Annotated in this window: 20 protein-coding genes; 9 read left to right on the top strand and 11 right to left on the bottom strand. The window is 72.6% G+C overall.

Annotation, left to right across the window (positions count from 1 at the left end; genetic code table 11):
• The first annotated feature begins 74 nt into the window (after positions 1-74).
• Positions 75-788, top strand: a complete 714-nt coding sequence (locus ACSP50_RS22725) for a hypothetical protein (RefSeq protein WP_014691620.1) — start codon at positions 75-77, stop codon at positions 786-788.
• Positions 789-797: 9 nt separating this feature from the next.
• On the opposite strand, the gene ACSP50_RS22720 is transcribed toward ACSP50_RS22725, so the two are convergent.
• Positions 798-2,336, bottom strand: coding sequence for a UxaA family hydrolase (locus ACSP50_RS22720; RefSeq protein WP_014691619.1), 1,539 nt, complete (start codon positions 2,334-2,336; stop codon positions 798-800).
• Positions 2,337-2,500: 164 nt separating this feature from the next.
• Between ACSP50_RS22720 and ACSP50_RS22715 the strand changes: the two genes are divergently transcribed.
• Both ACSP50_RS22715 and ACSP50_RS22710 read left to right on the top strand, forming a co-directional pair.
• On the top strand, positions 2,501-6,256 hold the full coding sequence (locus ACSP50_RS22715; protein WP_014691618.1) for a HEAT repeat domain-containing protein: 3,756 nt from the start codon (positions 2,501-2,503) through the stop codon (positions 6,254-6,256).
• A gap of 55 nt (positions 6,257-6,311) precedes the next feature.
• The gene (locus ACSP50_RS22710) at positions 6,312-6,836 is read left to right on the top strand and encodes a hypothetical protein (protein WP_155123591.1); all 525 of its coding nucleotides are present in this window, start codon (positions 6,312-6,314) and stop codon (positions 6,834-6,836) included.
• A 213-nt stretch (positions 6,837-7,049) separates the two neighbouring features.
• On the opposite strand, the gene ACSP50_RS22705 is transcribed toward ACSP50_RS22710, so the two are convergent.
• Together ACSP50_RS22705 and ACSP50_RS22700 are read right to left on the bottom strand one after the other, a co-directional pair.
• Positions 7,050-7,658 carry a hypothetical protein gene (locus tag ACSP50_RS22705; protein ID WP_014691616.1) on the bottom strand — a complete coding sequence of 203 codons (609 nt, stop codon included), beginning with the start codon at positions 7,656-7,658 and terminating at the stop codon, positions 7,050-7,052.
• A 66-nt stretch (positions 7,659-7,724) separates the two neighbouring features.
• Complete coding sequence (locus tag ACSP50_RS22700) at positions 7,725-8,417, bottom strand: hypothetical protein (protein ID WP_014691615.1); 693 nt, start codon at positions 8,415-8,417, stop codon at positions 7,725-7,727.
• Between the two features lie 154 nt (positions 8,418-8,571).
• On the opposite strand from ACSP50_RS22700, the gene ACSP50_RS22695 reads away from it, so the two are divergent.
• Positions 8,572-8,751: an antitoxin gene (locus ACSP50_RS22695; protein WP_014691614.1), complete on the top strand. Its 180-nt coding sequence runs from the start codon at positions 8,572-8,574 to the stop codon at positions 8,749-8,751.
• A 334-nt stretch (positions 8,752-9,085) separates the two neighbouring features.
• Here the strand turns inward: ACSP50_RS22695 and ACSP50_RS22690 are convergent, their stop codons facing one another.
• From ACSP50_RS22690 to ACSP50_RS22680, 3 genes are all read right to left on the bottom strand, one after another.
• Positions 9,086-9,853: a hypothetical protein gene (locus ACSP50_RS22690; protein WP_014691613.1), complete on the bottom strand. Its 768-nt coding sequence runs from the start codon at positions 9,851-9,853 to the stop codon at positions 9,086-9,088.
• Between the two features lie 274 nt (positions 9,854-10,127).
• On the bottom strand, positions 10,128-10,427 hold the full coding sequence (locus ACSP50_RS22685; protein ID WP_014691612.1) for an STAS domain-containing protein: 300 nt from the start codon (positions 10,425-10,427) through the stop codon (positions 10,128-10,130).
• Positions 10,427-14,467: a SpoIIE family protein phosphatase gene (locus ACSP50_RS22680; protein ID WP_014691611.1), complete on the bottom strand. Its 4,041-nt coding sequence runs from the start codon at positions 14,465-14,467 to the stop codon at positions 10,427-10,429. The genes ACSP50_RS22685 and ACSP50_RS22680 overlap by 1 nt, the downstream gene beginning before the upstream one ends.
• 324 nt (positions 14,468-14,791) lie before the next feature.
• Between ACSP50_RS22680 and ACSP50_RS22675 the strand changes: the two genes are divergently transcribed.
• The gene (locus tag ACSP50_RS22675; RefSeq protein ID WP_014691610.1) at positions 14,792-16,312 is read left to right on the top strand and encodes a DUF6345 domain-containing protein; all 1,521 of its coding nucleotides are present in this window, start codon (positions 14,792-14,794) and stop codon (positions 16,310-16,312) included.
• A 142-nt stretch (positions 16,313-16,454) separates the two neighbouring features.
• On the top strand, positions 16,455-18,638 hold the full coding sequence (locus ACSP50_RS22670) for a ricin-type beta-trefoil lectin domain protein (protein ID WP_014691609.1): 2,184 nt from the start codon (positions 16,455-16,457) through the stop codon (positions 18,636-18,638).
• Positions 18,639-18,655: 17 nt separating this feature from the next.
• Here ACSP50_RS22670 and ACSP50_RS22665 read toward each other — a convergent pair whose 3' ends face one another.
• Positions 18,656-19,066: an arsenate reductase ArsC gene (locus ACSP50_RS22665; RefSeq protein WP_014691608.1), complete on the bottom strand. Its 411-nt coding sequence runs from the start codon at positions 19,064-19,066 to the stop codon at positions 18,656-18,658.
• A gap of 40 nt (positions 19,067-19,106) precedes the next feature.
• Entirely contained in the window at positions 19,107-19,838 is a 732-nt protein-coding gene (locus ACSP50_RS22660) for an MIP/aquaporin family protein (RefSeq protein WP_014691607.1), read from the bottom strand.
• On the opposite strand from ACSP50_RS22660, the gene ACSP50_RS42150 reads away from it, so the two are divergent.
• Positions 19,837-19,992, top strand: a complete 156-nt coding sequence (locus ACSP50_RS42150; RefSeq protein WP_155123590.1) for a hypothetical protein — start codon at positions 19,837-19,839, stop codon at positions 19,990-19,992. The genes ACSP50_RS22660 and ACSP50_RS42150 overlap by 2 nt on opposite strands.
• A gap of 13 nt (positions 19,993-20,005) precedes the next feature.
• Here the strand turns inward: ACSP50_RS42150 and ACSP50_RS22655 are convergent, their stop codons facing one another.
• A complete protein-coding gene (locus ACSP50_RS22655; RefSeq protein WP_043511970.1) occupies positions 20,006-20,371 on the bottom strand; it encodes a metalloregulator ArsR/SmtB family transcription factor in 366 nt (121 codons plus the stop codon).
• Between the two features lie 138 nt (positions 20,372-20,509).
• Here ACSP50_RS22655 and ACSP50_RS22650 point away from each other — a divergent pair, with 138 nt between their 5' ends.
• Together ACSP50_RS22650 and ACSP50_RS22645 are read left to right on the top strand one after the other, a co-directional pair.
• Positions 20,510-22,045: an FAD-dependent oxidoreductase gene (locus ACSP50_RS22650; RefSeq protein ID WP_014691605.1), complete on the top strand. Its 1,536-nt coding sequence runs from the start codon at positions 20,510-20,512 to the stop codon at positions 22,043-22,045.
• Complete coding sequence (locus ACSP50_RS22645; protein ID WP_014691604.1) at positions 22,042-23,322, top strand: MFS transporter; 1,281 nt, start codon at positions 22,042-22,044, stop codon at positions 23,320-23,322. The genes ACSP50_RS22650 and ACSP50_RS22645 overlap by 4 nt, the downstream gene beginning before the upstream one ends.
• A 21-nt stretch (positions 23,323-23,343) precedes the next feature.
• On the opposite strand, the gene ACSP50_RS22640 is transcribed toward ACSP50_RS22645, so the two are convergent.
• Entirely contained in the window at positions 23,344-24,021 is a 678-nt protein-coding gene (locus ACSP50_RS22640; RefSeq protein WP_014691603.1) for a hypothetical protein, read from the bottom strand.
• 134 nt (positions 24,022-24,155) lie between these two features.
• On the bottom strand, positions 24,156-25,205 hold the full coding sequence (locus ACSP50_RS22635) for an LLM class flavin-dependent oxidoreductase (RefSeq protein ID WP_014691602.1): 1,050 nt from the start codon (positions 25,203-25,205) through the stop codon (positions 24,156-24,158).
• Positions 25,206-25,214: the final 9 nt, after the last annotated feature.

Here is a 25,214-nt window from a genome sequence, read left to right as displayed (position 1 = left end):
GGTACGGGCGACCGGTTGATCCGACCTGGCGCACCATCCGTTCCTTGGGGAGGAGGCCTGCGGAAGGAGATCGGGTGCCGGGAACGACGGTTCGGTGGGTCGTGGTGTGCACGGCGGGGTTGACGGTTCTGTCCGGGTGCAGTCCTTCCGGGGACGCGCCGCCGCGGCCGGTCTCCGGCGGGGCCACGGCCGGTAGCTCGGCGGCCGGTGGGTCGGCGGCCGCGAAGGCCGTCGACGCGGCCTGTACCCGGGCGGCGAAGGTCCTGATCGTGCGGACGGCCGCCGGGGAGGCGTTCAGCCCGGCCCGGCTGACCATCAGGCGCGGGGCCTTCCTGGCCTTCGTGAACCGGACGACGGCCGCGCATCCGCTGCGGTCCGCGCCGGATGCCGGGATGGTCACCAGCGTCGTCGACGCCGACGAGCGGCAGGTCGTGCAGTTCCCCAAGGCCGGCACCTTCACGGTGCACGGCGGGGGCGCGGCGCTGCGGCTCACGGTGGCGGGGGAGAGCGGGTGCGGCGCCCCGGAGCCGGCCCTCACGATCACCGCCGCCGGGCGGTTCACGCCGGCGGCAGCGGAGGTCGCCGCGACCGGGAACTTCGCGGTGGTGAACCGGTCCGGTGCGCCGCAGGCCTTGCGCTGCACGCCGGGGGCGAACAACGACCACACCCGGCTGGAGGCCGGCGAGACGCAGATCCTGGCGTTGGACGAGCCGGGGCGGTACCGCTGCGCCAGCGTGGAGCACCCGGCGGCGTCGGTGACGATCACCGTGACGGCCCCGGCCCGCTGAGCGACCCGGTCAGGTCACCGCCCCGAGCTGCCAGGGGACGAACTCGTCGCGACCCAGGTCCAGGTCCTCGCCGGCGGTCGGGCGGCCGGAGGCGACCGCCAGGATCGTCTCGAAGATCTCGGCGCCGGCCGCCTCGATGCTGGTGGTCCCGGTGACGATGCCGCCGGTGTCGAGATCCATGTCGTCGCGCATCCGCTCGAACGTCTCGCTGTTCGTCGCGATCTTGATGACCGGCGCCGGTTTGCCGCCGAGGACCGACCCGCGTCCGGTGGTGAAGCAGACCACCGTGGCGCCGCCGGCGACCAGCCCGGTCACCGAGACCGGGTCGTAGCCGGGGGTGTCCATGAAGGCGAAGCCCGGCCCGCTGATCCGCTCGGCGTACTCGTAGACCGCGGACAGCGGCGCCGCGCCGCCCTTCGCGACCGCGCCCAGCGACTTCTCCAGGATCGTGGTCAGCCCGCCGGCCTTGTTGCCCGGTGACGGGTTGTTGTCCAGGGTGCCGCCGCCGGCCTCGACATACGTGTGCCACCAGGCGATCCGGTCCAGCAGCCGCTGCCCCACCGCGCGGCTGACCGCGCGCCGGGTGAGCAGGTGCTCCGCGCCGAACACCTCCGGTGTCTCGGCCAGCACCGACGTCGCGCCCTGGGCCACGAGCAGGTCCGAGGCGTGCCCGAGCGCCGGGTTGGCGGTGATCCCGGAGTAGCCGTCGGAGCCGCCGCAGTTCAGGCCCAGGATCAGCTTCGACGCCGGCACGGTCGTGCGTCGCCGCTGGTCGAGGCGGTCGAGCATTTCCCGGACGACGCCGGCCCCGGCCCGCACGGTCGCCCGGATCCCGCCGGTCTCCTGAATGGTCAGCCGCTCGATCAGTGTGTCGGCCGGCGCGTCCAGCTCGCTCAGCAGCGTCTCGACGCCGAGCATCTCGCAGCCGAGACCGAGGACGATCAGCCCGCCGATGTTCGGATGGGTCGCGTAGCCGCGCAGCGTCCGCCGCAGGATCCGGCCGCCCTCACTGGCCGGCACCATCCCGCACCCGGAGTCGTGGGACAGCGCCACCACGCCGTCCACGTGCGGCCACGCGTCCATCACCGGCCCGCGGAACTGGTCGGCGATCATCCGCGCCGTCGACGCCGAACAGTTCACCGAGGTCACGATGCCGACGAAGTTCCGCGTCCCGACGGTACCGCCGGCCCGCTCGAACCCCTCGAAGGTGCGCACCGAGGACGCGCCGGGAAGGGCCGCCACCGCCGTCGCGAACTCGTAGTCGTGCTCGACCGCGTCCATGCCCAGGTTGTGCGCGTGTACGTGCTCCCCGGCCCGGATCGCTTCCGTCGCCCGTCCGATGACCTGGCCGTACTTGTGCACCTGTGTCCCGGCCGCCAGCCCGCGCAGGGCGATCTTGTGGCCGCGGGGAACGGCGGTGACGGCGATCAGTGCGGCGCCGGCGTGGTGGAACGTCTCGCCGGCGGTCAGGTCGCGGGTGGCCACCGCCACGTCGTCGCCCGCCCGCAGCAGCAGCGCCACCTCGTGCAGCGCGACAGCCTCCGCCATCGACGACCTCCCGACTCGGTACTGAAGATTGCTGGAAACGTTTGCATCGACATCCTGGCATGCTCGTCGCGGTCCCGTCGAGCGATCCGGGGACACGTCCCTTGCGCCGCGCGGGCGGCCCGCGCTTACCTGGTGGTGCCGGATCCGCGTGCGGAGGGAGCACCATGTCGGGTGTGCTGATCGGGATCGGTCTCAGCGCGTTGAGCAACGCGATCGCGGACGCCTTCGCGGCCACCGGCGCCTATCAGCACAACCGGCGTGATCCGGAACGGGTGGCGCTCAGCGCGGTCGCCGCCCGGGCGCTGTCCGCGGCGTTCGCCGACGCCCGACGCGCCGACCTGACCGCCTCCCCCGAGTGGATCTCCGCGGTGGCCGCCGAGTGGCGACCGGCGTTCTCGCCCGACGTCGTGGCCCGGTTGATGTCGGTGATCGCCACGCCGTCGGCCGCGAACCAGCACCGCTTCACCGAGGTCATCCGGACCGCCCTGACCGATGTCGGCTTCGACCTGGCCCTGCTGGAGCAGACGCTGTCGGTGGAGAGGTTCGCCGAGGCGCTTCCCCGGCATCTGTGGCCGGAGCTCAAGCGGGCCGCGATCGCCGGCGCCGCGCTGCGCGACCTCGTGCAGCAGTTGCTGAGCCAGCGGGCCGAGTATCGGGAGTCGGCGCAGGACGCGTCCGAGCCACGCGAGCACCGGCACGACATGCTGACCTATCTGCGGGAGACGCTGCGGGACGCGCGGGGAGCGGTTCCCGCGTTCCTGCCGGACGACCGCTCGGCAAACCTGCACCAGCGGGTCCGCGTGCGGCTCAAGACCCGGGTCGCCGGCCGGAACGCCGATCCGGACGGCGACCGCGCCTATCAGCCACCGGTGGAGTACGCCGGCCTCGACGAGCACGCTCCCGCGGCCGAACGGTCCTGGGACGAGGTGCGCACCTGCGCCGACCGGATCGTGGTGCTCGCCGACCCGGGACTCGGCAAGTCGTGGCTGGTGCGCACCGAGACGATCCGGCTGGCCATGGCGGCCCTCGCCGCCCTCGACGAGGACCACGCGGCGGTCATTCCGGTGCCGATCCGTGCGGACGCGCTGGCGGAGGGTCTCCGGTGGTCGATCGGGGAGGCGGCCGCCCGGCACTTCGCCGCCCGGGGACGGCTCGCCGAGCGGTCCCGGGCGTACTTCGCCGAGCAGGTCGACGCCGGCACCGTGCACCTGCTGATCGACGGGCTGGACGAACTGCCCGACGCGGCCACCCGGCAGCGGTTGCGCGCCGCGCTCAGCGACTGGTCCCGCCGTCCCGGCGTCCGGCGGTGGCTGGTGACGAGCCGGATCGCGGGCTACACCGGCCTCGACACGCGCGACACCGAGGAGATCGAACTGCTGGGGCTGACCACCGGTCAGGTCGAGACGTACGTGCGCGCCTGGGGCCTGCCCGAGGCACTCCGCGACCGGCTGCTCAAGGCCGTCGCCGATCCGGCGGTGTCCGGCATGGCGCGGATCCCGCTGCTGCTGGCCCTGCTGTGTTCGCTGGCCGGCGCGGACCAGGACATCCCGCGAACCAGGGTGGAACTCTACGGCCGGATCCTGCGGTGGTTCCTGCAGCGCCCGCACCGCGGCGCCGACCGGTCCGACCGGGAGAACCAGACCCTGTTGGACCTCGTGCAGGAGGTGGCCACCCACTTCGCGAATCGGGACGCGGGCTGGGCCGACCTGATGCCGCACGATGCGCTCACCAGGGTGATCCGGCAGTCGCCGAGACTCGGCGATCTCGCCTGCACGCCGGACCGGCTGATCGAGCAGCTGTCGGTGGAGCTGGGGCTGATCGTGCCGGAGGGCGACACCTCCCGGGGCCGCCGCGCCCGCTACCTGTTCGCGCACCGGACCTTCGCCGAGTACCTGGTGGCCTGCCACCTGGCCACCCTGGACGAGCAGGACCGATGGGCGATCATCGAACGGCACCTCTGGTTCGACCCGGAGTGGCTGCAGGTGATCTCGATGCTCGGGGGCCTGCTGGACGACGGTGGGACGCGCCGGCTGGTGGAGCGGTTGTGCCGGGTGGACGACGACGTCCTGCGACAGGGGTGGCTGATGGCGGTCCGGGTGGTCTCCGAACACCCGGAGGCCGACGGCGTTCTCACCGCGGAGAGCCGGCGGTCGTTGCGGCGCACGCTGGCCGCGGTGGTGCGCCATCCCTACCTGCGATGGTCGGCGGTGACCGCGCTGCGCGGCGTTCCGGTGCTCACGCCGGCCGCGGCGGCCGAACTGCTGGCGCTCACCGAGGCGGACGACCCGGATGTCCGGCACGCCGCCGTGCAGAGTGTCGCGAGCGTCGAGGATCCGTCACCGGTCGCGCATCTGCTCGCCCGACTCGACGACGAGGACGAGCATGTCGCCGCGGAGGCCGCCAAGTCCCTGGCCGGACGGCACTCGCCGGGGGTCCTCGACGCGCTGCTCGCCCGGGCCGGCGCCGACCGGCGCCGGGTCGCCCTGGCGTGCACGGAGTCGCTGCGGGCGCTGCCGGAGGCGGTGCGCATCGCCGCCGTCCGGCCGCTGCTGGCCGCGGGCCGGCCGACGGCCGTCCGGGCCGCCGGCTGTGCCGTTCTCCGTGGCGCCGGGCCGGCGGCCGCGGACCTGATCCTCGCGGGTCTCGCGGACGAGGACATCGACGTCCGGGCCGCCGCGGCGCAGGCGGTGACCGGCCCGCTGGATCCCCGGGTCGAAGCGGCCCTGCTGCGCCGCCTGGAGGCCTACCTGACCGAGTCCGCGGCGGGCGCCGACCTGACCGTGTGGACCGGCGACACCGGCTACCGCTCGGACCTGGACGCGCAGGCCGCCCGCGCCGCGCTCGACCGCTGCGCCTCACAGGCCCCCGGCTTCACCGCGGCCTTCCTCCGGCAGGTCGTCGACCGCGGCGACAGCGTCGACCGGTTCGGTCGGGACACCGGGCCCACCGCGCCCACGGCCGACCTGGTCGACGAGCTGGTGCTGCGCCTGAGCGACGGCGGCGCGCGGGCCGGGAGGGCGGCACGGCTGCTGCGGGCCATGCGGCCGGACGGCATCGACGACGCGCTGCTGCGCCTGCTCGACACCGGAAGTCCGGCGGTCGTCGCGGAGGTGCTGACGGCGGCGCGCGGCCGCCGCGACGAGCGCCTGCCGCACCGGGCCGCCGAGCTGCTCGCCCACCCGGACGAGACCGTCCGGCGCGCGGCGCTGGAGCTGGTCATCGACGCGGATCCGCCGGGCCTGGAGGACCTGCTGCTGCGTGGCCTGCGGGACGAGAGCCTCCGCATCCGGCACCTCGCCGCCGGCGGCTGCGCCGGCCGCCACGACGATCGACTGGTGTCCGCACTCCTGGAACGCGTGCGGGATCCCGACGAGGGGGCGGACGTCGTCGGGCCGGCGATCAGCGCACTGGGCGATCGGGAGGAGCCGGGCGTACGGGAGGCCCTGCTCGCCTGCCTGCGTGGGGAGACCGGGGGCGAACCCCGGCCTCGTCCGATGCTGTACCCCGGGCGGGCGGTCGACGTGACCGCGGCCGCCGTCCTCGCGGTGGCCGAGCCGGAGACCGTCCTGAGCGAGATGACGGCGCGCGCCGGGATCACCGACGGCTACCGGGGACGCGAGGTCGCCGGGGCCCTCCGGCGGTGTCCGGCGCCCGGCACCGTGGAGTTCCTGGTGCGGATGCGCCGCGAAGGGGCGCGGAAGACCCGGATCGCGGCGCACAACGCGCTGCTCGCGCGCCCCTACCCCGAGGACCTGGTGACGCTCGTCGACCTGTTGGACGGCATGCCGCCGGAGATGCGGCAGGACATGGTCGTGGTCGCGGCGGCGCTCGCCGCCCGGCACTACCGCAAGCTCGCCGACGCCGACCGGCGACGGGTGCGCGGGCGGTTGACGGCGGCCGTCGCGGCGGCCGCAGGATAGCCGTCGCTCCCGTCTATGATCAGCGCCGCCGGTGATCGGAACGGGGGAGAAGCACGTGAGGATGCCCAGGGCTCTGCTGACCTACGGCGGTCCGGCCGTGGTGGTCGGCCTGGTCGCGGCAGCTGTCGGCAGTGCGTTGCTGGTGCGTGACGACCGGGACCGCCACCCCGCGGAGTGCGGGCCGGACCCGGCCACCGTGCAGGCGATCGGCGGCGAGTCGATCCTGCGGCACCATCCGGAGGCCAGCCATCTCAACGAGCTCAGTCCGGACGGCTATCAGTGCGGGGACAGCCCGATGGCCGCGGTCAGCCGCAGCCTGATCGGTCCGCTCTCGCGGTCCGAGGTGGTCCGCTACTACGGACGGCTGGCGGAGGCGTCCGGCTGGAGACGTTTCGACGGGAGCCGGCAGATCTACTCGGCGTCCAAGACGACCGCCGGCGGCTGCCCGTGGTGGTTCGTGATCTCCCCGGGCCAGAACGAGTACCACCTCCAGGTGTTCTATCTGCCGGCCGGGATCCCGCAGGACAGGTGCGTGTGGAAGTCGCAGGAGCCGCTGCTGCTCGGCCTCCCGCCGAAGTAGGCGCCGCGGAACCGGCCGGGGCCGGCGGGGCACCGGTGCCCGACCGGTTCCTCGGCGCCACCGGCCGTATGGGATCGGGATGACCGCGCCCGGGGCGGCCCGGCCCGTGGGCTGACATGGCGCGACGGCCGCCGGCTGAGGCCGGCGGCCGATCGTTGCAGAGCACCGGTGGAGCGGGCCGCACCGTACGAGCAACAGCCGATCGTGACCTTCTCAGTGGGCCGCCATCATCGGGGCGGGAGCGAGTCGTGCCCACTCGACGGTCGCGCGGTGCGCGTAACGGTAGATGTCCCCCTCGGTCACCGAGCGGCCGTACGCGTGCTCGTGCGCGTGCTGCTCGGCGGTCGCCACCAGCCGGATCAGGTCGGCCACCGAGCCTGGGTGCTCCCGGCAGAGCCGCGCCGCGACCGCCACCTGCCGGTCCGAGACCTTGTTGAGGAACTCCGGCATGCCGGCGCGCCACGCCGCCGGGTACACCAGGTAGCCGGCCGGCAGGTTGCCCGGGCCGCCGAGCACGTCGAGGATCCGGATCGGGTCGACCTTCGGCGCCGGGGCGTTCATCCCCGCGTACATCAGGCCGCTGCCGGCCAGCAGCACCACCACGACGATCGCCAGCAGCGGGTTGCCGGTGCCCGTCGACATGATCACCCCGAGGATGATCAACACGATGACGCCGCCGAAGAACGCGGCCATGCTGCCGGTCTCGGCGTTGCGACGGTACGCCTGCTCGATGCACTTGTGGATCAGGCCGTTCAGCACCTCATCCTGAGGCCGCCAGGCATCGGCACGAGCCGGCACCCGGCGGGGCGCAACCTGCGACATGTTCCCTCCCTCCGTGGACTGCCGCGAACATCGGCTCACGGCCGTCCCGGTTGAGGAAACTCCGCCTCACGCCAGCAGGCACTCGCGCATCTGCTTGCCGGGGTTCCACTGCCCGACGATCCGGCTCACCGTGGGATCGAGCACGTTCACACTCCGGTTGCTGCGCATCTGCGTCCGGGCCGGCTGCGGCAGCGGCGGCGGATCGGACATCTCCCCACGGATCGCCGTCGCACCCTGGATCAGGTTGACCGCCAGGGTGGCGCCGTCGACATCGACCAGCACCCGGCCGAACTCCCAGCCGGCCAGCGTCAGATCGAGGACCTCGAACATGTGGGTCAGCAGCGGCAGGGGATCGACCAGTCGGACCGTCTGCGCGGCCTGCCCGCCGACCACGCTCACCGCGGCGGCGACGTGCACATAAGGGTGAAAACCGGCCAGGCCGGTGAACAACGGCGACCTCAACCGCTTCCCGGCGGCCTCCCACACCGGCCGGTAGTTGCGCCGATCCGGCGTCAGCCCCAGCGCCGCGGCCTGCTGAGCCACGTCGGCGAACGCCGCGTCGGCGAACTCGCGCAACACCGTCGCCGCCACCACCAGCCCGTCCGGCCCGGCCAGCAACGCGGCCGCCTGCTCCGACTGGGCCGCGAACCGGCGCCCCGCATGCGGGCCGAACCGCTGCCGCAACTCCCGCAGCATCACCTGCTGCTGGGCGGGATCCTGCGGAATCCGTCGTTTCCCGATCCCTCGGAGCCAGCGCATGTCGCCTCGTTTCCACCCGCGTGCCGAACCGCCGCAATGCTAGAGGGCGGCGGCACCGGCGTTTCTGTCACCCTTGTTATTGCGTACGCCATCAACGGCGCGTCCGGTCGCCGCCACGCGGCGTGCACGGTGGAACAGCTGAGGGGGATGCACGATGAGTTTCCTGGACAAGGCGAAGGACTTCCTCGACAAGCACGACGAGCAGGTCGACAAACTGCTGGACAAGGCCGGGGAACAGGTGGACCGGCGGACCGGCGGCAAATACAGCGACCAGATCGACAAGGCGGTCGACGAGGCCCAGCGCCGCACCGGCGCCGGCGACACCCAGCCCTGAGCACCCCGGGCCCACCCCGTGGCCCGGGGTGGGCCCGGGCCGCCGGCCCGGGTGCGCGACGGCAGGAACCTCAACGGCAGGGTCACTGGGCTGCTGCCCGGATCGGTGGTCAAGGGCGCGCTGGGCAAGGCGCTGCACAGCACGGTCAAGGCCGATCGAGGCGCGGTACGTCACGGCGGGCTGCAACCGCGCCGCGTCGGCGGGTGTGGCGGTGCGGGTGTCAGCGGGTGTGGCGGTGCGCGGTCCGTGGGTGTTGCGCCGTGCGCGTCGGCGGGTGTGGCAGTGCGCGGTCCGTGGGTGTTGCGCCGTGCGCGCCGGTGGGTGTGGCGCCGCGTCAGTGGGTGTCGCGGCGGCGGGTCAGGGCGCGGCCCCGGGCCTTGCGGGTCGGGGTGGCACGGGAGTGGTCGCCATGGCAGCGATGCGGGCGGGCGACCGACGGGCCGGCCAGCGCGTTCAGGCCGAGGCCGGCCAACGCGTCCGGGGGAGGCCCGGGCGGGGCGATGACCAGCGCGTAGCGGAAGGCGATCGTGCGGTCGACGCCGACGACGACGCCGGTGGCACCGAACGGGGCCGGGCTCAGACCGGCCGACCAGCGTGGCGGATGCTGCAGGTTGGCGGCGTCGTCGACGGCCACCAGGGTGAAGTCGTCGCCGTGGGCGGCATGCCAGGCGGTCGGCGCCGCGGCGGGCGCGGCGAGGGTGGGCATGGCCAGGGAGCGGCCGTCGAGGAGCAGGCGGCGGCCGGAGACGTTGGTGACGGTGTTCTCGAAGAGCAGCGTCCAGGCGCCGGCGCCGGACAGCGAGGCGGTCAGTGAACGCCACTCGTCGAAGGCCGGCCAGCGCAGGTGGTGGGCGACCGTCGCGCTGTCGTCGGAGGACGACAGGTCGGTGATCGCGACGTGGGTGGCGGCGCCCGGGGCGGCGTGCGGCGGCGTCCAGGTGACCGCCGAGGGGAGCGCGGCGCCGTCGAGGGTGCGCAGGTCGCGCAGCTCGGGCTGGGCGGCGCCGTAGGAGTAGGTGAACAGCGGCACGTCCCCGGCGGAGAGGGTGACCGATCGGCCGGCCGTGAGGGCTGCGCGCAGCCGGTCGGCGAGGGGGTGCATGCATCTCCTCCAAGCGAGTTCGAGCGCACAAATTCCGACGGAATCGCTCATGAACAGGCAGAGTCAACCCGGCCCGCAGAGGTCCCGTCAAGCCGAGGCAGGTTAACGGGTCCATAACGGGGGCGGCGTCACCCATGGTGAGCATGCGAATTCGCACACATGTGAACACGCGCCGGTGTCCACCTCCGAACCGCCCGGCAGCGCGGTCGCTGTGGCCGGAGGCGGTGTCGGTGGCCCGGGACTGTGCCGGGGGTCGCTGTGGCCGGAGAGGGCGTCAGCGGCTGTGGACCGTGGTGAGGTCGCCGAGGCCGGAGACGGCGAGCAGCGGGGCCAGCAGCGGGCCGGTGACGACCTCGATCCGGTCGGCGTGGCGGAACAGGGCGGCCAGGCCGGCACTGTCCAGATATTCGACCGCGGTCAAATCCACCAGCAGCGGACGGCCGGCCGCCGGGGCCGAGGCGCTCAGGGCCGCGGCGAAGGTGTCCGCGTTGCTCATGTCGATCTCACCGGCCGCGGCGAGCAGCGGCGCGCCGTCGGGTTGCTGCCCGGTGGTCAGCGTCAGCGCGGTGGTCATCACACGATCCTTGTCTGCATGTCGATGATGGTCCCGGCGGTGCCGGTGGTGATGGTGACCTCGCCCATGAAAGCGCGCATAAGCATGATGCCGCGGCCCCGGTGGGGATTGTCGTCCGGCTGGGGGACCCGCCAGCGACCGGTGTCCGACACGATCAGGCGCAGCGCGTCGGCGGTGACCGCGGCGCGCAACCGGATCAGGCCGCCGGTCAGGTCGCGGTGGCCGTGCTCGATCGCGTTGGCGCACGCTTCCCCGGCGGCGACCAGCACGTTCTGCGCAGTGACCGGGTCGATGCCGCAGCGGTCCAGCCAACCGCGCAGAGCGCTGCGGATCGGGGCGAGCCGGGACGACTCGGCCGGAAACTCGATCTCCAGCGGGCCGGGCTGGCGGTACAGCAGCAGGGCCACGTCGTCGTCGTAGCCGCCGGCCGGGGCGAGGCGTTCCATCACCTCGGTGGCCAGCTCCTCGACCGGAGTACGCCGACCGGTCCGGACCGCGTCGGCGACCCGTTCGATGCCGGCGGTCAGCGGCTGCCGGCGGCGCTCGACCAGGCCGTCGGTGTAGAGCAGCAGGGTGGAGCGGGGCGTCATCGCGTATTCGGCCTCGCGCCGCTCGTCCTGCGGGCGGATCCCGATCGGCCGGGCCCGGCCGCCGTCGAGCAGCTCGACGGTGCCGTCGGCCAGCGCCACGATGGGCGGGGGGTGGCCGGCCGCCGAGTAGGTCAGGTGCCCGTTCGCCGGGTCGAGCACCCCGCAGAACACGGTGGCGCAGCTGGCGCCGGGCAGCAGGGCGGCGAACCGGTCCAGAGCCTCCAGGGCGCGGGCCGGGCGGGAGTCCTGCAGCAGCAGGGCACGGCAGGCGGAGCGGAGCTGGCCCATCACGGTGGCGGCGCGCAACCCGTGGCCGACGCAGTCACCGACGACGATGCCGATCCGGCCGTCGGGCAGCGGGACGGTGTCGTACCAGTCGCCGCCGACCTTGAGCGGCCGGGTGGCCGGCTCGTAGCGGACCGCGAAGCCGGCGGGCAGTTGCGCCGGGCCGAGGATGGCGCGCTGCAGGGCGAGCGCGGTCTCCCGTTGCTGGTCGATCTGGTGCACCCGGCGCAGACCCTGACCGAGGTGCCCGGCGAGCAGCGCGAGCAGGGTCTCGTCCTGCTCGGTGAACGGGCGTCGCGGGCCGAGCCCGATCCAGACGACCAGGGTGCCGTCCGGGTGCTCCAGGGCGATCCCGGCGCCTTCGGTGGGGGTGGCGACCGCGGTCAGCGGCGGCCCGTCGCGCAGCGCGACGATCCGGTCCTGCGGGGCGCCCGCCCAGGTGACCGCCGGGTCGGTGGTGGTCAGCGCGGGGGTGGCGTCGCCGGTGAAGACGGCGCCGAGCACGACCGACGCCTGCCACAGCCCGCGCAGTTCGTCGAGGGCGCCGGTGAGCGCGTCGGACAGGTCGTCGGCGCCGGAGAGCCGCATGCTCAGCGCGGCCAGCGCGGTCTCCCGCTGGATCGCGTAGTGCTCGTCGGTGACGTCCCGGAAGGTGCCGACGATGACCCGCCGCCCGCTTTCCGGGTCGCGCACGTGGTTGAACGAGGCGGCCACCCACAACCGGTGGCCGTCACGGTGCTTGACCGGGACCGTGTATTCCCCCTGGTGAGCCTGCATGAGCAGGTGGAAGGCGTCGGCGACCTCGGCGTACGCCTCCGGATCGGACTCCCGGTCGGGCCACCACGGGTGGACCGGCGCGTACGGCAGATCCTCCGGACCGAAACCGATCATGTCGGTGAAGGCCGTGTTGATCTCGATGACCGCGCCGTCCTCGTCGCAGACGAAGAACGCCTCCTGCAGCGAGTCGACCAGCGCGGTGCGCCAGCGGGCGTGGTGGTTGCGCAGCCGGGCCAGCTCCACGTTGGCGCGGACCCGGGCCAGCAGCTCGGCCGCCGAGAACGGTTTGAACAGGTAGTCGTCGGCGCCGGCCTCGAGACCCTCGATCGAGGCCTCCTCGCCGGCCCGGGCGGAGAGCAGCAGGACCGGCACCCCGGCGGTACGGTTGTCCGCCCGCAGCGCCGTGACCAGCTCCAGTCCGGTCATCCGGGGCATCATCACGTCGCTGACCACCAGGTCGGGCGCGTCGGTGCGGATCGCGTCGAGCGCCTGGCGGCCGTCGCCGACCGCGGTGACCCGGTGCCCGGCCGAGCGCAGCAGCCGGGTCAGGTAGTCGCGCATGTCGGCGTTGTCGTCGGCGACCAGGACGTCGGCGGTGGCCCCGTCGAGCCGGGTGATCGGCGTCTCCTCGGGTGGCGGGTCACCGGGCAGCCAGCGGTTCGCCTCCTGCAGGAAGGGCTCGACCGTGGTGGACGGCGCGGCCGCCGAGCCGGACGCGACCACGGCGTCGGCCGGCAGGTGCGCGGCGCCGAACGGCAGCCGGATGGTGAAGGTGGTGCCCCCGCCCGGTTCGCTGTCCGCGGTGACGGTGCCCCGGTGCAGTCCGACCAGCTCCTTGACCAGGGCCAGGCCGATACCGCTGCCCTCGTTGGACCGGGACCGCGCGGTGCCGATCCGGTGGAAGCGTTCGAACAGCCGGGGCATCTCCTCGGGTGCCACCCCGATGCCGGTGTCGGCCACGGTGATCACGGCCGCGTCGTCGCCGGCGGCGACCGTCACCCGGATGGCGCCCTCGAAGGTGAACTTGAGGGCGTTGCTCAGCAGGTTGAGGATCACCTTCTCCCACATGCCGCGGTCGAGAAGGACCGGCTCGGGCAGGGGCGGGCAGTCCACCTCGAAACGCAGCCCGGCGCGTTCGATCGCGGACCGGAAGACGCTGGCCAGTTCGCCGGTGGTGGCGGCGAGGTCGACCGGCTCGAAACGGGCCTGCATCCGGCCGGCTTCCAGCCGGGAGAAGTCGAGCAGCGCGGTGACCAGTTTGCCGAGCCGCAGCCCGTTGCGGTGGATCACGTCGAGTTCGTCGCGGATCGGCTGATCGGCGCCGGCCAGCCGGGTGCGCAGCTCGTCGACCGGGCCCATGATCAGGGTGAGCGGGGTGCGGAACTCGTGGCTGATGTTGGAGAAGAACGTGGTCTTCGCCCGGTCCAGCTCGGCCAGTTCCTCGGCGCGCCGCTGCTGGGCCTGGTAGCTGCGGGCGCTGCCGATCCCGGCCGCCACGTGCCCGGCGGCCAGCTCGACGAAGCCGCGGTAGGGCTCGTCGATCGGCCGGTAGCGGTTCAGCGCGGTGACCATGAACCCGAACGGCTGCAGCGGCACCACCAGGGCCTGCTCGGGTGGGGCGGTCCAATCGCCGGTGGGCAGGCCGGCCCCGGTCAGCGGGACCAGCCGCGACTCGGTGGCACCGGCGTACGGGTGGTCCGCCTCGACGGTTTCCGGCGCGGCCGGGTGGCCCGGCTCGATCCCGGTGGCCGCGCGCAGGTGGGCGCGGCCGGCCTCGTCGTACAGGTAGGTGAGGGTGAACGGCAGGTCGCGGCGGTTGCGGTCGAGCTGGCGGGCGGCGAAGGCCAGGGTCTCCTGCTCGGTGCGGATCACACTCGGGTCGGAGCCGAGGTCGCGCAGCGTCGCCATCCGCCGCTCGGCGATCACCCGGTCGGTCTCCTCGCTGACCACGCAGAGCATGCCGACCAGCGCGCCGGCGTCGTCGCGCAGCGGGCTGTAGGAGAACGTGTGGTAACTCTCCTCCGGGTAGCCGGAGCGTTCCAGGAACAGCAGCAGGTCCTCGTCCCAGGTGGCCTGACCGGTGTCGAGCACGTTCTGGATGCGCGGGCCGATGTCGGGCCAGATCTCGGCCCAGACCTCCCGCGCGGACCGGCCCAGCGCCCACGGATACTTGCGGGCCAGGGTGTCGCGGCGGTAGGCCGCGTTGCAGAAGAAGGTCAGCTCGGGACCCCAGGCCATCCACATCGAGAAGCGCGACGACAGCAGGATGCTGACCGCGGTGCGCAGGCTCTGTGGCCAGGCATCCGGCGGCCCGAGCGGGGTGGCCGCCCAGTCGACTGCGGCAAGATCCCGGCCGACCTCGGCGTCCGCTGCGAAGACGTCGCTCACCGTACGAAGTTCCCCTCACCCGCACAGAACGGTTCTCAAAGTACGCGTCCGCTCTACCCACATGGCGCGCGGTCTACCCCGGTGGGCCGTGGTGCCGCGCGCCACCGGGCGCGGTGCGACGATCACCGCACGCTCGATGACCGGCGACGGTCGAGCAGTCGGCGAGCAGCCGCGTGACGTACCAAATCATGTTTTAAAGGGGTGTGCCTTTCTCGTGGGGTAGGCCGATCGGCCGGTCGTCCGCACCGATCGTGCCACCGCGGTATCTGCCCGCCGGAAAACGGCTCCTTCCTGTGTGTCCGACCGCAGAACAGGAGCTACGGAATGAGCGAGCTGATCGACGCCCGGCTGGTCTCCGGGACCGACCCGAACGGCGGCTCCGGCGAGGCCACCAAGGGGACCCAGCAGGACATCTATTTCTTCACCTCGATCGAGGATTTCCCGCCCGGCGTCGGTGATCTGAGCCTGACGCACGACGATGCGCAGGGATTCTACGACTACGTGAAACAGTTCAACACGCCCAACGGCTGGTACAGGGACGCCAGCGTGGGGCAGTGGATCTACGAGGAGACCTACGACAACTACCTGGACGACTACGGCTTCGACGCGGCCAAGGTGGTCTATCACTCCGGGCACGGCGGAATGGCGAGCAACGGGGTGTTCTCCATTCCGGTCGGCAACGACTGGGGCGGCGACCACTGGACCAGTTCCAATGACATGCGGCTGGGCAACGAATACGCCCGTTACGTGTTCTGGTCGACCTGCGAATCGGTGCGGGTCAAGGGCGGGCAGTCGCCGATACGGACCTGGCAGACCGCCAACCTCGGGCTGCGGATGATTTTCGGATACGAGACGGTCAGCGTCGACAACGGCGACTACGGCCGTTTCTTCTTCCAGGAGTGGAACAAGAACAAGTCGTTCAGCACCGCGTTCCTCGACGCGTCCTGGCGGATCAGCCACGGCCAGGAGCCGGCGGTGACCGCGTGCGGCGCGACCCAGGCCGAGGCCACCGATCGGCTGTTCAACGAACGGCTCTTCGACGCCGGCCGGGCCAGCACCACCTGGTGGTGGTGGCGCTGGTACGACCGGGCCAGCCTGCGTGCCCGCAGCCTGGACGTGCCGGCCGGGGTCCGCTCGGCGAAGTTCGCCGCGGCCAGCGCGCGTGACCTGGCCGGCGCCTGGACCGACCGGTTCGGCGGCGAGGCCCGGCTGGTGCTCGGCGCGAACGGCGCCCGCGAGGTCACCCTGGCCGGCACCGCCGTCAGCGACGCGCGGCTCACCGACGAGCAGGCGGTCGCGGCCGCCCGGCAGGCGATCGAGCGGTACCGGCTGGCCGAGCATGCCGACCTGGCGCTCGACCACATCCGTTACGACCGGCACGCCGGGGCCAGCGCCGACGAGCAGGTCGACGAACAGGTGCGCGAGCGGAGCGTGGGCTTCGTGCAGCTGATCGACGGGGTGCCGGTGGTCAGCCCGGACGGCGGGCGGCTGCACGTGCGGGTCGACAACGAGGGCACGGTCACCGGGATCGCCGACTCCACCCGGCCGGTCGCCGACCTGCGGGACGCCTCCGCGGCGCCGCCGCGGCCGGTGCCCCGGCAGCGGACCGGCGTCGACGCGGTGTCGAACCTCGACGAACTCTTCGGCGAGTCGCTGCAGCGGCGCCTGCGCCGGGCCGCGGCCGGCGGGCGGGTGCCCAGCGCGGTGCGGGTGGTGCCGGACTCGACCGAGGTCGGCTACGCGGTGCACGGCGACGGCGCGGTGCTGGTGGCGCGGCGCGAGGTCGAGGTCGACTTCGGCGGCGGGCTGGCCAAGCGGTACGTGCTGGAGGAGCCCGTCAGCTGATCTCCGGGCCGCTGTGGGGCGGGGCCGGGCACCGATGAGTTGCCCGGCCCTTTCATCGATGCTTGACACGTTCCGTTCACAAGGAAACACTGAGGAAACATTTGTGAGAGCGCTCTCTCGTCTTCCCCCGTAAGGACGGCCCATGAGACTCGTCCCCCGCCTGCTGTACGCAACCCTGGCCACCGTCGTGCTCGCCGTCATCGGCACCCCCGGCACCGCCTCCGCGGCCATCACCGGCACCACCATCGCCGCACCCGGCGGCACCTGCGTCGACGTCAGCGGTGACGACACCGGCGTCAACGGCACCGCCGTCCAGCTCTGGGCCTGCCAGAGCACCAGCGCCGACCAGCACTGGACGTGGAGCGGCACCGCGCTCACCACGATCGGCCGCTGCCTCGACATCACCGGCGGCGGCACCGCCAACGGCACCGCACTCCAGCTGTGGGACTGCAACGGCACCGGCGCGCAGCAGTGGACCCCGCAGGCCGACGGCAGCCTGAAGAACCCGCAGTCCGGCCGCTGCATGGACGCGCCCGGCGGGGCCACCGCCAACGGCACCCGGCTGCAGATCTGGGACTGCAACGGCACCGGCGCGCAGAAGTTCACCGTCGGCACCCCCAATCCGGGCACCTGCCCGACCTACTCCGACACCCCGGACCTCGGCGCCAACGTGCACATCTACGACCACTCGATGACCGACGCCGCCATCCAGGCGTCGCTGGACAGCGTGTTCAACGCGCAGAAGGACACCAACACCGCGCAGTTCGGCACCCGGCGCGACGCGCTGGTCTTCAAGCCGAGCACCACGCCGTACAACGTCGGTGCGAACATCGGCTTCAACACCTCGATCCTCGGCCTCGGGCAGAACCCGGACGACGTGCGGATCAACGGCGCGGTGACGGTCGACGCGTTCAACGCCGGCGACGCCGGCAACGCCACCCAGAACTTCTGGCGCTCGGCCGAGAACCTGTCGGTCAACACCAACGGCGGCACCAACCGGTGGGCCGTCGCGCAGGCCGCGCCGTACCGCCGGATGCACGTGATCGGCGGACTCAACCTGTTCCCGGCCAGCTACGGCTGGGCCAGCGGCGGCTACATCTCCGACACCAAGGTCGACGGCACCGTCGAATCCGCCTCCCAGCAGCAGTGGTACACCAAGGACAGCACGCTCGGCTCGTGGAGCGGCTCGAACTGGAACATGGTGTTCTCCGGTACCAACGGGGCGCCCGCGACCCACTTCACCACCGACCCGGCGTCCGGCCCGCGCTACACCACCCTGGCCACCACGCCGGTCTCCCGCGACGTGCCCTACCTGTATCTCGACGCGGCCGGGAGATACCGGGTCTTCCTGCCCTCGCTGCGCACCAACGCCAGCGGGCCCAGCTGGGCCGGCGGCAGCACCCCGGGCAGCTCACTGCCGATGAGCAACTTCTACGTCGCCAAGCCCACCGACTCGGCTGCGACGATCAACGCGGCGCTCGCCAACGGCTGCAACCTGTTCTTCACGCCCGGCGTCTACCACGTCAACCAGACGCTGCACGTGACCAGGGCCGGCACCGTGGTGCTGGGCATCGGCTACCCGACGATCATCCCGGACAACGGCGTCACCGCGATGGACGTCGCCGACGTCGACGGGGTCCGCCTCAAGGGTCTGCTCTTCGACGCCGGCACCACCACCAGCGACACCCTGCTCAAGGTCGGCCCGGCCAAGTCGGGGGTCGCGCACGCCGGCAACCCCACCACGGTCCAGGACGTGTTCTTCCGGATCGGCGGGATGGCCGCCGGCAAGGCCACCAACAGCCTGGTCGTCAACACCAACGACACCATCGTCGACCACACCTGGGCCTGGCGCGCCGACCACGGCCAGGGCATCGGCTGGACGGTCAACACCGCCGACAGCGGCCTCCTCGTCAACGGTGACAACGTCCTGGCCACCGGCCTGTTCGTCGAGCATTACCAGAAGAACGAGGTGGTCTGGAACGGCGCCAACGGCAAGATCGTCTTCTTCCAGAACGAGATGCCGTACGACCCGCCGAACCAGGCCGCGTGGATGAACGGCAGCCAGAACGGCTACCCGGCGATCAAGGTGGCGAACGGCGTCACCACGTTCGAGGCGTGGGGCCTGGGCAGCTACTGCTTCTTCAACGTCAACAACGCGGTGGCGTCCGCACACTCCTTCGAGGTGCCCGCGGTCGCCGGCGTGCGGTTCCACGACATGGCGGCGGTCTCGCTCGGCGGGGTCGGCACCATCTCGCACATCATCAACAACACCGGGGCGGCCGCGAACTCCGCCAACAACAACTCGTACCTGGTCAGCTTCCCGTAACGACGGGCGGGCCTCCCTCAAGCGGCCGGGAACAGGTCTGTCAGCAGGGCTTCGACGCGGGTCTTGATCTCGTCGCGGATCGGGCGGACAGCGGTGACGCCCTTGCCGGCCGGGTCGTCGAGCTTCCAGTCCTCGTAGCGCTTGCCGGGGAAGACCGGGCAGGCGTCGCCGCAGCCCATGGTCACGATGACGTCGGACTCCCGGGCGGCGTCCCAGGTCAGCTTGGTCGGGGTCTGGTCGGTGATGTCGATACCGACCTCGTTCATCGCTTCGACGGCGGCCGGGTTGATCGTCCCGGCGGGGGCGGAGCCGGCGGAGCGGACCTCGACGCGGTCGCCGGCGAGGTGGCGTAGCCAGCCGGCGGCCATCTGGGAGCGGCCGGCGTTGTGGACGCAGACGAACAGGACGGTGGGCTTGGTGTCGCTCATGATGTCCTCGCGGTGGTGGAGGGGAGGGGTGGAAGCCGGCTCAGGGCGCGGTGGCGGGGTGGTCGACGACGATGTCGTCCGCCGCCCTGCCGGCGTCGGGGTACAGGGCGAGCAGCAGGCCGACGCCGACGAGCAGGCCGACGAGTTGGAAGGTGACGAACCCGGGCACGGAGGCCGGGGCGATGCCGGCGAACGTGTCGGTGAAGGCGCGGCCGATGGTGACGGCCGGGTTGGCGAAGCTCGTCGACGAGGTGAACCAGTAGGCGGCGCCGATGTACGCGCCGACCGCGGCGGGGGCCACGGCGGCTCTGCCGGACCGGCCGAGCGCGAAGATCAACAGTAGCAGGCCGGTGGTGGCGACGACCTCGCCGAGCCACAGGTGCCCGGCGGCGCGGCTTCTGGCGGAGAAGGTGACCGGGGCGAGGTCGAACATCAGGTTCGCCAGGATGGAGCCGCCGATCGCACCGAGGATCTGAGCGATGGTGTAGCCGGCCAGATCGGCGCCACTGATCCCGGTGCGGGTGCGCCGTCCCAGCCACCAGTCGGCCGCGGATACGACCGGGTTGAAGTGGGCGCCGGAGATCGGGCCGAAGGTGAGGATCAGCGCGGCGAGCGCGAACGCGGTGGCGACCGAGTTCTCGAGAAGCTGCAGGCCGACGTCGCCTGGCGAGAGCCGGGACGCCATGATGCCGGAGCCGACGATGGCGGTGACCAGCAGCGCGGTGCCGAGGAACTCGGCCAGCAGCCGCCGCCAGGGTGCGAGAGAAGGCATGACAGTGCAGCTCCGGGTGTGGTGGGTGGTCAGCCCTGCATCGATCCTGCGGGTTCCGGGTCGTGGGTGTGCGGGAGGCATCGGCCGGCACGCGGCGCAGGGTGGTCGGTGGCGCGACGTCGTCTTCATCGAGCGCCGCAGCGCCCGCCTGTGACGGGTGGTCGGGATCAGGCCGGCACGGATTCGTCGACCGAGAGCAGGGTCGACAGCTGTCGCATCAGCTCCGGGCGGGGGCGGTAGTAGACCCAGCTGGCGCGGCGTTCGCCGTCGATCAGCCCGGCTTCGCGCAGCACCTTCAGGTGGTGCGAGATGGTGGTCCCGGAGATCGTGAAGGCCGGGGTGAGGTCGCAGACGCAGATCTCCCCGCCCGGCGCCGAGGCGATCATCGACATCAGCTGCAGCCGGATCGGGTCGCCCAGCGCCTTGAATGCCTGCGCGAGGGTGGCGGCGGCGGGGGCGGGGATCCGCTGTTGCGCCATCGGCGTGCAGCAGGGCGTCTGTGGGGCGACGGACACGACCGGTGGTTTCGACATGGGTCGAGGTTGACAGATATCGAAGCCGCGTGCAACCTTGGCTTCGACAGTCATCGGATTCGACACGTTTCGAATCCGTGTGATGAGCTCGACGAAACCGCCATCCGACTCGGCCTTCATTCACCAGGAGTACCCGCGATGAGTAGCGACACTTCCGACACCGCCCCGACTGCCACCGGGCAGGACCCATGCTGTGGCACCGTCGAACAGGCCGCAGCCGCCGACGCCTGCTGCGCCCCGGACGCCAAGGCGGAGGCGGTCGCCGACGGCGCCGGCTGCTGCGGTCCGGCCGCACAGGCCGCACCTGTGCAGGCCGACCCCGCGGCCGGTTGCTGCGGGCCGGCCGCCACGGTCAGCGCGGTGGACCTGGCCCTCATCCCGGCAGCGCCACCGGCCGGCGTAACCGCGCGGAAGCCGGGGGATCTGCCGGTCGTGGTGATCGGCGCCGGACCGGTCGGTCTGGCCGCCGCCGCCCACCTGCACGAGCAGGGCCTCCCGTTCCTGGTGCTGGAAGCCGGTGACCAGGTCGGCGCCTCGATACAGCAGTGGGGCCACGTCGGGGTGTTCAGCCCCTGGCGTTACGACATCGACCCGGCCGCGCGCCGGCTGCTGGACGCCGCCGGCTGGGCCGCGCCGGACGACGACGGCCTGCCCACCGGAGCCGAACTGGTCGAGACCTACCTGCAGCCCCTCGCCAAGCTGCCGGCGATCGCCCCACACCTGCACCTCGGCGCCCGGGTCACCGCGATCAGCCGCCTCGGCGTCGACCGCGTACGCACCGCCGGCCGCGCCGACCTGCCCTTCGTCGTGCGGCTCGCCGACGGCACCGAGATCACCGCCAGCGCGATCATCGACGCGTCCGGCACCTGGCGCACCCCCAACCCCCTAGGAGTGAACGGGCTGCCCGCCCACGGCGAGCCCGACGCCGCCGACCTGATCGAGCACGCCCTGCCCGACGTGCTCGGCACCGACCGGCGGCAGCATGCCGGCAAGCACACCATCGTGGTCGGGTCCGGGCACTCGGCCGCCGATACCCTGCTCGACCTGGCGCGGCTGGCCGAGACCGAGCCCGGCACCCGGATCACCTGGGCCGTGCGCGGCGGCTCCGCGCAGCGGGCTTTCGGCGGCGAGGGCGCCGATGAGCTGCCGGCCCGCGGCGCGCTCGGCTCCGGCCTGCATGCCCTGGTCGACACCGGCAGACTCACCCTGGTCACCGGGTTCGGCGTGCAGACCGTGCGCCGTGATGCCGCCGGCATCACCCTGGTCGCCGCCGACGGGCGCACCCTGAGCGCCGACCGGGTCGTGTCCGCGACGGGCTTCCGCCCGGACCACAGCTTCGCGAGCGAGCTGCGTCTGGACCTGGACCCGATCCTGGGCTGCACCCGCACCCTGGCCGACCTGATCGACCCGAACCGGCACTCCTGCGGCACCGTCGCCCCGCACGGCTACCGCGAGCTCGGCCAGCCCGAGCCGGACTACTACGCCGTCGGCATGAAGTCCTACGGCCGGGCGCCGACCTTCCTGATGGCCACCGGCTACGAGCAGGTCCGCTCCATCGCCGCCGCCCTCGCGGGCGACTTCGCCGCCGCCGACGACGTGCAGCTCGACCTGCCCGAGACCGGGGTGTGCAGCTCCAGCCGGGTCGCCGGGAACGCCGCCCGCTTCGGCTCGTGAAGCACCCCGCCGGCTCATCGGTGCCCGCCGACCGGCGCGCCGGCGGGCACCGACGGTCGTCACCGCCCGGTAACCGGACCCTGGTCCCGGCATTGGCGATCACCCAGACCATCGGCTACGGCACCCTCTACTACGCCTTCGTCGTGTTCCTCGTCCCGATCGCTGCCGACCTGCACACCTCCACCACCGCCGTGACCGGCGCGTTCACCGCCTCCGTGCTCACCTCCGCGGTGCTGGCCGTGCCGCTCGGCCGCCGGCTGGACCGCCACGGCGGCCGCACGCTGATGACCTGCGGTTCCCTGCTCGGGACCATGCTGCTGGTGGGGTGGTCGCACGTCGGCCAGGTGTGGCAGCTGTACGCCGTGCAGATCGGCATCGGCGTCGCGTCGGCGGCCAGCCTCTACGAAGCCGCCTTCGCCGTGATCATCGCCTGGTGCCGGCCGGAGCGCCGCTCGCGGGCGCTGCTTACGCTGACCGCGGTCGCCGGATTCGCCAGCACCATCTTCCTGCCCCTGACCGGTTGGCTCACCGACCAGCACGGCTGGCGCACCACCCTGCTGATCCTCGCCGGCATCCACGCCATCACCGCGCCACTGCACGCCGCCACCGTCCGACGGCCACCAGCAGCCACGAACCTGGTCACCCGGCACCGCGACGTCGATGCCTCAGTCGTTCGGGCCGCGCTGGCCGATCGCGCATTCTGGGTGCTGACGGCCGGATTCACCACGCATGCCATGGCGATCAGTGCCTACACCGTACTGCTGGTCGCCGCCCTCACCACGTGGGGCCACCCACCCGCCTTCGCCGCCACCATCGCCGGACTCCTCGGCGTCCTGTCCGTCACCGGACGGCTGATCACCACCAGCCTGCAAAGCCGCTACCGGACCACCACCATCACCGCCGGCATCTTCGCGATCCAGGCCGCCGCGGCCCTGCTACTGCCCGCAGTCGGCGCCAGCACCGGTGGCGCCATCGTGGCGGTGGTCGGGTTCGGCCTCGGCTTCGGCGTGGCCACCATCGCCAAACCCGTCATCCTCGCCGAGCGCTACGACACCCGTCGCTACGCCACTCTCGCCGGCGTCCTGGTCGCGCCGATGACCCTCGCCAAAGCCGGCGCACCGCTGGGCGCGGCCACCCTGCACCGCACCACAGGCGGGTACACGTCCGTGTTCACGGCCATCGCCGTCTGCTGTGCCGTGGCGGCTGCCGCAATCGGAGTCTGCTTCCCGGGTCCCCGCGATCATGACATCGGCGGGGACGGCGTCCACGACGAATAGCGCCCACCGCCCGGCCGGGCGTCACCCGATGCTGATCCTCGCCCGGGTCAGCGTGATGTACCAGTCGGAGCCGGTGAAACCCGCGCCGGTCTCCGGGCCGATGTAGGCGTCGATGTGCTTCGACCCGCCCAGCCCCGGCGTGAACTCGTCGGTGACCTCCCAGGCGCCGTCCCGGAGCGCGGCGCAGACCGCCTCCTGCGGGGCGGAACCGTCATCCTGCGAGCCGCAGTCCTCGATCGTGAAGCGGGTGCCGTGCGGCAGCACGTTCGGATCGGCGGCCGCCGACACGAACGGTCGCAGCCGGTCCCCGTCGGTGTCGCGCGGTTCGCTGTCCAGCCAATAGCCGACGTCGTACGACCAGTTCAGGTAGTGACCGTCGGCGGTCTGGCCGGTGCCCTCGTCCTTGACCGCCTGCACGAAGTCGGCCGGGTAGGAACCCAGGTCGTCCTTGCCGTTCGAGCAGTCCAGCCGGTCGCAGCCGGTTACCCGGGTGGGCGCGCCGGTGTGGAAACGCTGCACCGCGGTGTAGTAGACGGTGATCTCCCACCCGGTGCTCACCCCCGGCGACACCGGTACCGACGTGCTCACCCGGGGGCTGGCCGCCGGTGTCAGCCCGGCCGGCTTCACCGCGCCGGGCGCGGTGCCGCACCCGCCCACCACGACCAGGATCGAGGCGGTGGTCAGCAGGCGGGCGCGCATCTTCCGAGCATTCCAACCAACGCCGTGTCGCGGCGGGGAAATCGGGCTATGCGGCGAGCGCCGACCCCGCGTCGCGGCGGGGACATCGGGCTATGCGGCGAGCGCCGGTCCCGCGTCGCGGCGGGGACATCGGGCTATGTGGCGAGCGGCCCGGACCCGGTGAGCATGTCCCGGACCATCGGGATCACCTTGGCGCCGAACAGCTCGACGGCGCGCAGCCGGGCGCCGACCGGCTGGGCGCCGACCGTGTAGACCAGGTCGAAGCGGCCCACGTCCAGCGCCCGGATCGCGCGGCTGATCTTCCGGGCGACGGTGTCCGGGCTACCGACGTACAGGGAACCGTCCTCGATCTCCGCCTCGAATTCCGCGCGGCGCAGCGGCGGCCAGCCGCGGGACGCGCCGATCCGGTCGCGCTGCACCCTGTAGTGCGGGTAGAACAGCTCGCGGGCCTGCTCGTCGGTGTCGGCCAAGAAGCCCGGCGAGTGCATGCCGACGGGGTGTGCGACCGTGCCGAGCTGCGCGGTGGCCCGCCGATAGAGGTCGACGAACGGCGCGAACCGGTCCGGCGGCCCGCCGATGATCGCGAGCATCAGCGGCAGTCCGTGCCGGGCGGTGCGGACCACCGACTGCGGGGAGCCGCCGACCCCGACCCAGGTGTCCAGGCGGCCCGACTCGGTCCGCGGGAACACGTCCGCGTCGACGAGCGGCGCGCGGGTCGTCCCGCTCCAGGTCACCGGCTTCTCGTCGAGCAACTGGACGAACAGCTCGAGTTTCTCCTCGAAGAGCACGTCGTAGTCGCTCAGGTCGTACCCGAAGAGCGGGAAGGACTCGGTGAACGAGCCGCGGCCCAGGATCGCCTGGGCCCGTCCGCCGGAGACCGCGTCGAGCGTGGCGAAGCGCTGGAAGACCCGGACCGGGTCGTCGGAGCTGAGCACGGTGACCCCGGAAGCCAGCCGGATCCGTTCGGTGCGGCCGGCGATCGCGGCGAGCACGGTCTCCGGGCTGGTGATCGAATACTCCGGGCGGTGGTGCTCGCCGAGCGCGATCACGTCGACGCCGAGCTGGTCGGCGAGCACCGCCTCGTCGACGACCCGGCGGAGGGCGGCGGCCTGCGAGAGCGGTGCGCCCGCGTCGTCCTGCGGCACGTCACCGAAGGTGTCCAAGCCGAAGATCACGTCTGTCATTGCCACGTC

The organism is Actinoplanes sp. SE50/110 (assembly GCF_900119315.1).
Lineage (GTDB): Bacteria > Actinomycetota > Actinomycetes > Mycobacteriales > Micromonosporaceae > Actinoplanes.
The sequence above is the reverse complement of the archived record's forward strand: the minus strand, read 5'-3'. Positions and strand labels throughout refer to the sequence as shown.

Excerpts from the sequence above, each read along its gene's own strand:
- ACSP50_RS22705 (WP_014691616.1), bottom strand. The coding sequence starts at position 7,658 with ATGTCGCAGGTTGCGCCCCGCCGGGTGCCGGCTCGTGCCGATGCCTGG.
- ACSP50_RS22635 (WP_014691602.1), bottom strand. The coding sequence starts at position 25,205 with ATGACAGACGTGATCTTCGGCTTGGACACCTTCGGTGACGTGCCGCAG.
- ACSP50_RS22660 (WP_014691607.1), bottom strand. The coding sequence starts at position 19,838 with ATGCCTTCTCTCGCACCCTGGCGGCGGCTGCTGGCCGAGTTCCTCGGC.
- ACSP50_RS22655 (WP_043511970.1), bottom strand. The coding sequence starts at position 20,371 with ATGTCGAAACCACCGGTCGTGTCCGTCGCCCCACAGACGCCCTGCTGC.
- ACSP50_RS22650 (WP_014691605.1), top strand. The coding sequence starts at position 20,510 with ATGAGTAGCGACACTTCCGACACCGCCCCGACTGCCACCGGGCAGGAC.
- ACSP50_RS22685 (WP_014691612.1), bottom strand. The coding sequence starts at position 10,427 with ATGACCACCGCGCTGACGCTGACCACCGGGCAGCAACCCGACGGCGCG.
- ACSP50_RS22640 (WP_014691603.1), bottom strand. The coding sequence starts at position 24,021 with ATGCGCGCCCGCCTGCTGACCACCGCCTCGATCCTGGTCGTGGTGGGC.
- ACSP50_RS22665 (WP_014691608.1), bottom strand. The coding sequence starts at position 19,066 with ATGAGCGACACCAAGCCCACCGTCCTGTTCGTCTGCGTCCACAACGCC.
- ACSP50_RS22690 (WP_014691613.1), bottom strand. The coding sequence starts at position 9,853 with ATGCACCCCCTCGCCGACCGGCTGCGCGCAGCCCTCACGGCCGGCCGA.
- ACSP50_RS22675 (WP_014691610.1), top strand. The coding sequence starts at position 14,792 with ATGAGCGAGCTGATCGACGCCCGGCTGGTCTCCGGGACCGACCCGAAC.
- ACSP50_RS22720 (WP_014691619.1), bottom strand. The coding sequence starts at position 2,336 with ATGGCGGAGGCTGTCGCGCTGCACGAGGTGGCGCTGCTGCTGCGGGCG.
- ACSP50_RS22695 (WP_014691614.1), top strand. The coding sequence starts at position 8,572 with ATGAGTTTCCTGGACAAGGCGAAGGACTTCCTCGACAAGCACGACGAG.
- ACSP50_RS22715 (WP_014691618.1), top strand. The coding sequence starts at position 2,501 with ATGTCGGGTGTGCTGATCGGGATCGGTCTCAGCGCGTTGAGCAACGCG.
- ACSP50_RS42150 (WP_155123590.1), top strand. The coding sequence starts at position 19,837 with ATGACAGTGCAGCTCCGGGTGTGGTGGGTGGTCAGCCCTGCATCGATC.
- ACSP50_RS22700 (WP_014691615.1), bottom strand. The coding sequence starts at position 8,417 with ATGCGCTGGCTCCGAGGGATCGGGAAACGACGGATTCCGCAGGATCCC.
- ACSP50_RS22670 (WP_014691609.1), top strand. The coding sequence starts at position 16,455 with ATGAGACTCGTCCCCCGCCTGCTGTACGCAACCCTGGCCACCGTCGTG.